The 7,090-nt window shown below is 45.3% G+C and carries 7 protein-coding genes; 5 read left to right on the top strand and 2 right to left on the bottom strand.

Annotated elements, in window-relative coordinates:
- The first annotated feature begins 193 nt into the window (after nucleotides 1-193).
- The 5 genes from ftsY (at nucleotide 194) to BGL89_RS01380 (ending at nucleotide 4,429) form a co-directional block, all read left to right on the top strand.
- On the top strand, nucleotides 194-1,528 hold the full coding sequence (gene ftsY / locus BGL89_RS01400) for a signal recognition particle-docking protein FtsY (protein WP_286823911.1): 1,335 nt from the start codon (nucleotides 194-196) through the stop codon (nucleotides 1,526-1,528).
- A gap of 94 nt (nucleotides 1,529-1,622) precedes the next feature.
- The gene (locus BGL89_RS01395; RefSeq protein WP_286823909.1) at nucleotides 1,623-2,423 is read left to right on the top strand and encodes a metal ABC transporter ATP-binding protein; all 801 of its coding nucleotides are present in this window, start codon (nucleotides 1,623-1,625) and stop codon (nucleotides 2,421-2,423) included.
- A gap of 39 nt (nucleotides 2,424-2,462) precedes the next feature.
- Nucleotides 2,463-2,879 (top strand): DUF3119 family protein, encoded by a 417-nt coding sequence (locus BGL89_RS01390; protein ID WP_286823907.1) that lies wholly within the window; start codon nucleotides 2,463-2,465, stop codon nucleotides 2,877-2,879.
- Between the two features lie 81 nt (nucleotides 2,880-2,960).
- On the top strand, nucleotides 2,961-4,220 hold the full coding sequence (locus BGL89_RS01385; protein ID WP_286823905.1) for a DUF3086 domain-containing protein: 1,260 nt from the start codon (nucleotides 2,961-2,963) through the stop codon (nucleotides 4,218-4,220).
- The gene (locus BGL89_RS01380) at nucleotides 4,214-4,429 is read left to right on the top strand and encodes a hypothetical protein (protein ID WP_286823903.1); all 216 of its coding nucleotides are present in this window, start codon (nucleotides 4,214-4,216) and stop codon (nucleotides 4,427-4,429) included. The genes BGL89_RS01385 and BGL89_RS01380 overlap by 7 nt, the downstream gene beginning before the upstream one ends.
- Before the next feature lie 519 nt (nucleotides 4,430-4,948).
- On the opposite strand, the gene sixA is transcribed toward BGL89_RS01380, so the two are convergent.
- Both sixA and BGL89_RS01370 read right to left on the bottom strand, forming a co-directional pair.
- A complete protein-coding gene (gene sixA / locus BGL89_RS01375) occupies nucleotides 4,949-5,443 on the bottom strand; it encodes a phosphohistidine phosphatase SixA (RefSeq protein WP_286823901.1) in 495 nt (164 codons plus the stop codon).
- A 52-nt stretch (nucleotides 5,444-5,495) separates the two neighbouring features.
- Nucleotides 5,496-6,719 (bottom strand): DHH family phosphoesterase, encoded by a 1,224-nt coding sequence (locus tag BGL89_RS01370; protein ID WP_286823899.1) that lies wholly within the window; start codon nucleotides 6,717-6,719, stop codon nucleotides 5,496-5,498.
- Between the last annotated feature and the right edge of the window lie 371 nt (nucleotides 6,720-7,090).

The following is a 7,090-nucleotide window of genomic DNA, read 5'->3' as shown; positions in this document are numbered from 1 at the left end:
TGACGGTTTTGACTTTGATTAAAGCTAGTAGGAACAGTGCCAGAAACGAAATTCAAAGCACCATGCCATCCGAGATGGGGTTGAAGGGCTTACTTTAGGACACTATACTGGTTCATAGGGTTTTGGAGATTGGTTCTATTTCTCATGAAACCCTACTCTCGCCTACTTTTCAAGCTTTTTGTCCTGTACTTAAATGTTTAACTGGTTCCGTCGTCAGAAAGTCCAACCCGAACAAGAACAAGCACCCCCTGCACCCGTAGAGGAAACCCCCAGCGAGGCAACCAGTCAGGAAGAATATTTAGATTGGGCCAAAAAAGCCTTTAAAAATATTCAAGAGAAAAAAGCCACGGCCGAGGCCGTCATTAGCGAAACCCCTGAAACATCTATTGCTGAAACCGAACCTCCGCAAGAGGAAGAAGCAGTTAAAGAAGAGGAAACCGAGGATAATACCCCCGCATGGCTGAAAAAATCCGAGCGCCTCGAAATTCTCAAAGAAACCGCCATCGAAACCCCCACAGAACCGGATGAGGATTTTATCTGGTCGGCCAAAGTTTTAGCCAATCAGGGACGACAAGCAGAGGACGTTTCCGAAGAAGAAATCACCTGGTTAAAAAAATTGCGTCAGGGTTTAGGCAAAACGCGCCGCAGCTTGGTTAATCAGCTTAAGGCCGTGGTCGGTCAGGGTCCCCTCAATCAAGACGCGGTGGAGGAAATCGAAGCTTTATTGCTTCAGGCTGATGTGGGGGTAGATGCCACCGATTATATTATCACTACCCTCCAAAATAAGCTAAAACAGGAAGCTTTGCCCCCCGAAAAAGCGATCGAATATCTCAAAGAAATTATCCGCGAGATTTTAGATGCACCTTTAGCCAATTATAGCAACCCCGGTTTTGAGCCAGAAAAAGGCAAATTAAATATCTGGATGCTCACAGGAGTTAACGGAGTGGGTAAAACGACGACTATCGGCAAATTAGCCCATTTATCTAAACAATCTGGCTATAGCTGTATGATCGCCGCTGCCGACACCTTTCGCGCTGCTGCCGTGGAACAGGTGAAAGTTTGGGGAGAGCGATCGCAAGTCGAAGTAATTGCCAACCCGGGCAAAAATACCGACCCGGCCGCCGTGGTGTACGATGGCATCGAAGCCGCTAAATCCAGGGAGGTAGAATTACTCTTAGTGGATACGGCGGGAAGATTGCAGAATAAAAAGAACTTAATGGCAGAATTAAGCAAAATTCGCCGCATTATCGACAAAAAAGCCGAGAGTGCCGTGGTGGAATCCCTTCTAGTTCTCGATGCCACTTTAGGACAAAACGGGCTGCGACAAGCAGAGGTTTTCTCGGAAGCTGCCCAATTAAGCGGCGTGATCCTGACTAAAATCGATGGTACAGCTAAAGGGGGTGTTGCCCTTGCCGTAGCGCGTCAGCTTAACCTACCGATTCGCTTTGTTGGCGCTGGGGAAGGAATCGAGGATCTGCGGCCTTTTTCCAGTTACGAATTCGTGGAAGCTTTACTGAGTGGCGATTAATCTCACCCCGCCTATCTTTCATAATCTTTTCATGGTTGCTTCATAATTGTCTCATTTTTAGTTATGCTAGAAATGAAGACTCAGGGTAACAACTATGCAAACGACAATTACAGTTAGTCATCTAGGAGTATATTATCGCGGCGTGGAAGCCCTACGGGATATCACCCTGAAAATTTATCCAGGACGACTAACCGGTATTATCGGTCCCAACGGTGCGGGCAAAAGTACCCTGATCAAAGCCATGCTAGGATTAATTCCCGTACAACAGGGAACCGTTAACTATCAAGGGCAATCTCTACAGCAACAACTGGATAAAGTCGCTTATGTTCCCCAAAGATCTCAAATCGACTGGACCTATCCCGTCACCGCTTGGGATGTGGTAATGATGGGGAGAGTCAGAAAAACGGGTTGGTTTCGTCCTTTTTCCCATATTAGTCGTCAACAGGCTTTAAATGCCCTAGAAAGGGTGGAAATGGCTGATTTACGCCATCGTCCCCTCGGTCAGCTGTCGGGAGGACAACAGCAAAGAGTCTTTTTAGCCAGATCTTTGGCCCAAGAAGCGGAGATTTTCTGTTTTGATGAACCTTTCGTTGGGGTAGATCAAAAAACCGAGGGCATCCTTTTTAATATCTTTGGTGAGTTAGCCCAAGAAAATAAAATTGTCATGGTGGTTAACCATGATTTAGGCGAATCTATCACCCATTTTGCTGATTTAATCCTCTTAAATACAGAATTAATCCTCGCCGATCAACGATCTAAGGTCTTAACTGATTTTAATCTCCGGCGCGCCTATGGTGGTAAAGTCTCCTTCTACGATACCATGACATCACCAGATCATCCCCGATCGAGTCTCGATTATCTTGATCGCCTCTGGAAAAACAATGGGATAAACTAGAAGCGAAGATATTTTGGCTGACTGCCGATAGGGACACCGATGAAAACTATTTCCCCGCAAGAAGTAACAGGAACGATCGAACTGGCTCCTAACTATCGAATTCCCCTGTTTTTGGTAATTTTATCGCTGCCTTTACTCTTTTTACAGGTCTGGATCGGAATAATTTTCTCCCTGTTAGGACTATTCTTGATGTTCCAGACTACCCGCATTCGTCTCCAGTTTACCCCCACCTCCCTAGATGTCTATCTGTCCGGGCAACAAATTCGCTCCTTTCCCTACCAAGAATGGCAAAATTGGCGGATTTTCTGGAATCAAGTCCCGATATTATTTTATTTCAAAGAAATTAACAGCATTCATTTTTTGCCAATTATCTTTGACAGCGCAACCCTGAGACTGTGCCTGGAAAAATACTATCCTTTAGCAGCATCGCAAGCGATCGACTCAGAAGCGAACTAAGATTGAGATAAAATAAAATCTAGCTAATAGCGTCTTAATTGCCTGCCTTGGCCCTTTGTTCGCTCTGCATTTCTAAAGCCGATGAATTCAGAAGATTTTAATGTTTTACCCCTTGACAAAATGACAGACTTACCCAATGAATCTGTCGAAGAATTTAGTTTTGACGATCTCTGGAACGATCGCCAGGTAGAGAATCCCCTGCCATCGGAAATCGCCCCCGAAGGCGAATTAGTTCCCCCAGCGCAAGCGCAACCCCTGTGGGAGGAAATCTCGGCTCTAGAACGGCAAAAACAGAGCCTAGAGGTAGAAATCTCGGCATTAAAAGCGGAAAGAGAACGCTTGATCGCCGAAGAACTAGGGGATATCAAAGCTCAAATCGAAAGAATGCTCAAGGAAGGCGTAAAAGACCTAGAACAACGCAAACAGGCTTTAGAATTGGCGATCGAACAGTTAGAACGCCGTCGTGAGCGTATTCGGCAGGAAATGCGGAGTAATTTCGCCGGAGTCTCCCAGGACATAGCCGTGCGGGTTCAGGGATTTAAAGACTATCTGGTGGGCAGTTTACAGGATTTGGCTGCGGCTGCCGAACAGTTGGAATTACCCCGTTTTGAAACCCCCGAAAAATCCCCCCGCTCCGTGGAACCTCCCCTGCGGACCGAACGGGAGGAAAACCCGCGCCCATCCCGTGGCAGTCAAGGCCGAGATTATCCCGAAGAACGTCCCCGTCCCTCCCGTACCAGTAACCAGGGCCAGGATAATTGGCAAGAACCCCGTCGTTCTAACCGTTCGGGTTATGAATCGGAACCGGTGGGACAATCTACCCCTAGACAGGGCTTTTCTGAACAAAATCAGCGCATCCAAACTCTTTTAGACCGTTATCGCAGTCGTCCTGACTATTACGGTCCCCCTTGGCAACTACGGCGCACTTTTGAACCAATTCATGCCGAACGGGTGCAACAGTGGTTCTTTAAACAGGGAGGCCGGGGTACTGTTCGCGGTATGGGCAGCCGTCTCCAGAATATTCTGGTCGCTTCGGCAATTATCTCGATTATGGCGGAATTACAGGGCGATCGCTTCCGTTCTCTAGTTCTGGCTAATAGTCCCGAACGTTTAGGCGAATGGCGGCGCGGCCTCCAAGATTGTCTCGGCATTTCCCGCGCCGATTTTGGACCAGACCGCGGCATCGTTCTCTTTGAGTCTCCCGAAGCTTTAATTCAAAAAGCGGAACGTTTAATCGAGGATAAGTATTCACCGCTCATTATCATCGATGATACCGAAGAACGGCTCAATTTCGCTCTTTTACAATTCCCCTACTGGTTAGCTTTTGCCCCTGAATGCTGAAAAAGTTTTTCGGTGGGGGTTGGGGGTTGGGGGTTGGGGGATGGGGGATGGGTTTTACCGATTTTCAGGTGGTCAACTACCTAATTTTCAGGGAAAAAGTGCTTAAATTTCCCCCCGATCACTCCCATATCCGGTACTTTTTGATTGACAAAAAGTCTAAAAGTCTTATCCAACAAGGTTTTCAGATTTATTCAGCCAGCCCTAGCTAATCCTACCAGACTAGATTGATGAGATTGACTTAAAAATTGGCAAATTATCTTAATTTCATTTTCACTTAAAGGATTTTTATTGTCCATTTCTTAGTTATTTTTAACTAAAAATTGCCATTTTTGTAATGCTTTTTCTGTTAGGTAATTGTCGGATTTGTTTGAGAACTATTGATAAGTTAACTTATTAATAAATTGCCCAACTAAATTAAGATTGTCTGCGGATAAAACTGCTAACTTCTCAGTTAATAACTGGCGTAATTCTATATCGTTTATGATTTTTTAACTATTAACTAGGGCTTGCTGAATAATGGTAAAACCCTTTTAAAATAAAGCTTTTGACCTGTTAAAGTCCGATGTTAGTGCAAGAAAATAGGATTNNNNAAGGGCAACAAAGCCTGAAACTCCTGACTCCTGACTCCTGACTCCTGACTCCTACCCCCACCGAAAAACTTTTTCAGCAGACCCTAACTAAACATCGATTGTAGTCTCCAAAAAGGATAGATACACCTAGGTTAATTCCTAGAGGAGTAATTTCGGGGCTGTCAACCAGAATAACTGACACTTGCCTAGGGGATTTTGTTGATTGGGAACCTCTAGACCGATTATTCCCGCTTTTTTGACCGATAATTTTCCTTGAAACTTGCCCCAAACTAGCATTTCCGTCCAATAGCCTAAATCCGGTTCGTGGCCCACCAGTGCGATTGCGGTTTCCTCTCGCTGATAGTCCGACTTTTGCCACCATTGCACCCAGTCTTGAATATTGCCGTTGGGTGATAGGGGATTAAATTGCTCAATTTTACGGCTTAAACCCGATTTTTGCAAAATTTCGGCGGTTTGCACGGCACGCACTAGGGGAGAAGTGAGAATTAGGTCAAATTTCACCCCCAACTGTCCTAATCTTTGGGCAACTTTAGCGGTTTTTGCCTTACCTTCCTCGGTTAAAGGACGTTCCCCATCGTTGAGATAATCCCCAGATTGTCCTGCTAATCCATGACGCACAAAATAAAGTTTCATATCACTGTAGGGTCGGTCTTTGCGATGATAATAGATAGCTGAGGTCCGATAGCTAGGTGCGAATTACCTTTTCATCGGGGTTAACTAGATGGGAAAGTTTCTGTTTAATTTGGGTGTCATAGAGTTCCCACTTAAGTTTCGCATATTCGGCATTATTATTAAAACCACCGAGGAAACCGATAGGAATTTCAAAACCTCCGGCCATATAACGACCACCACCAAAAAAGCGACCTTGGTTATCCTGTCCGAAAGCTTCCTTGAGAAATTCATCGGGATCTAGGGTAATTTTGCTGGTACGCATAGAACCAATGACTAACTCGATCTCCTCATCTTCATCGTGAACGATACCATAAACCAAAGCCGTGTGAACATTTTCTTCTGTCACCAAAAAATCGGCAGCTTGGGGAATCGCATCCCGGTCATCATAACGCAAATAACCGACCCCGGCGATCGAATAATTATTTTTGATAATACGGTTTTTTAAGGCCCGTTCAATCACATCCATCACCCGTCGGGATCTGGCCGATTGCAGGACAGCGTTTAATAATTGGGCATCGTAGAAACGACTGAGATAACCAGCAGCAATAAATTCACACTCTTGCGCTTGCATTAAATTATTCGTATCCGATCGCAATCCGTGCATCAAAGCTGTGGCACACTTAACATGGACGGTATCGCTACTATTAAAAGTCAGTAACCCTTTTTGGATATATTGGGTTAACATCGCCGCTGTTGCCCGCATTTGGGGACGAATATCGACAAATTCCGCCTCTAGATCCCCTTGACGGGTATGATGATCGATCACAGCAATAATGGGAATTTTTGCCTGTTTAACCAGAGTGGTTAACTGACTATTGGTTCCCTGACCATCGACAAAAACACAACCCTGATAAACCGAGAGATCTCTATCCTTGAGGGTATGGACTCCCCAACGTTTAGCCGGTAAACCCGTTAGTTTTACCAAAGCGACATTTTCCTGATGGGAGAGAGTACCCGCATAGACTATATCACAGTGAATATTGTACTGTTCAGCGATAATTTGATAGGCCCAGGCGCTAGAAAGGGCATCGGGATCCGGGAAATCCTGCATCACCACAATTTGATTTTCGCCGCGGTGATTTTCCAAAGTACGTCGCAAGCGATCGATCAGGGAAATAAGTAGGGTATCATTACTAACCGTGACTGGAGGAAGGGGACATACTGCCGACGCTTCCCCTACCACTACATCGGTTTCGAGGGACTTGGCAGGAACTAGACTCAGTAATTCAGCCATCATTTTTAGAAAAGTTCGCTTAAAGGTAGATTCAGTCAGGATTTTTTGAGCTAATCAATTCTAGACGATATCCTCGCTCGATCGGTTCATCTCAAATATTAAGCTTTTCCAGCCACTAGCTTCCCACTGTCGGGCTATAACTCTAGTCTATCGAAAGACCTCTCCCGTCGCCCCCCGAAGTCGGGTGGGTTGGGGGTGAGGGCAATTAACCATCGCTGCCCCATTACTTGTGAAAAATGATATAACTGGACTTCCCCACTTCCCACTCTCCGATACTTTTTAAACAGGATTTAGGATCATCACCGTCCCTAAATATTTGCTCTGATTTTTTCTAGTAAAGTTATACTATTAAGGAAGCAAAGACGAAATTCTAG

This window comes from Microcystis sp. LSC13-02 (assembly GCA_002282935.1).
In the GTDB taxonomy this organism is placed as follows: domain Bacteria; phylum Cyanobacteriota; class Cyanobacteriia; order Cyanobacteriales; family Microcystaceae; genus Microcystis.
The sequence above is the reverse complement of the archived record's forward strand: the minus strand, read 5'-3'. Positions and strand labels throughout refer to the sequence as shown.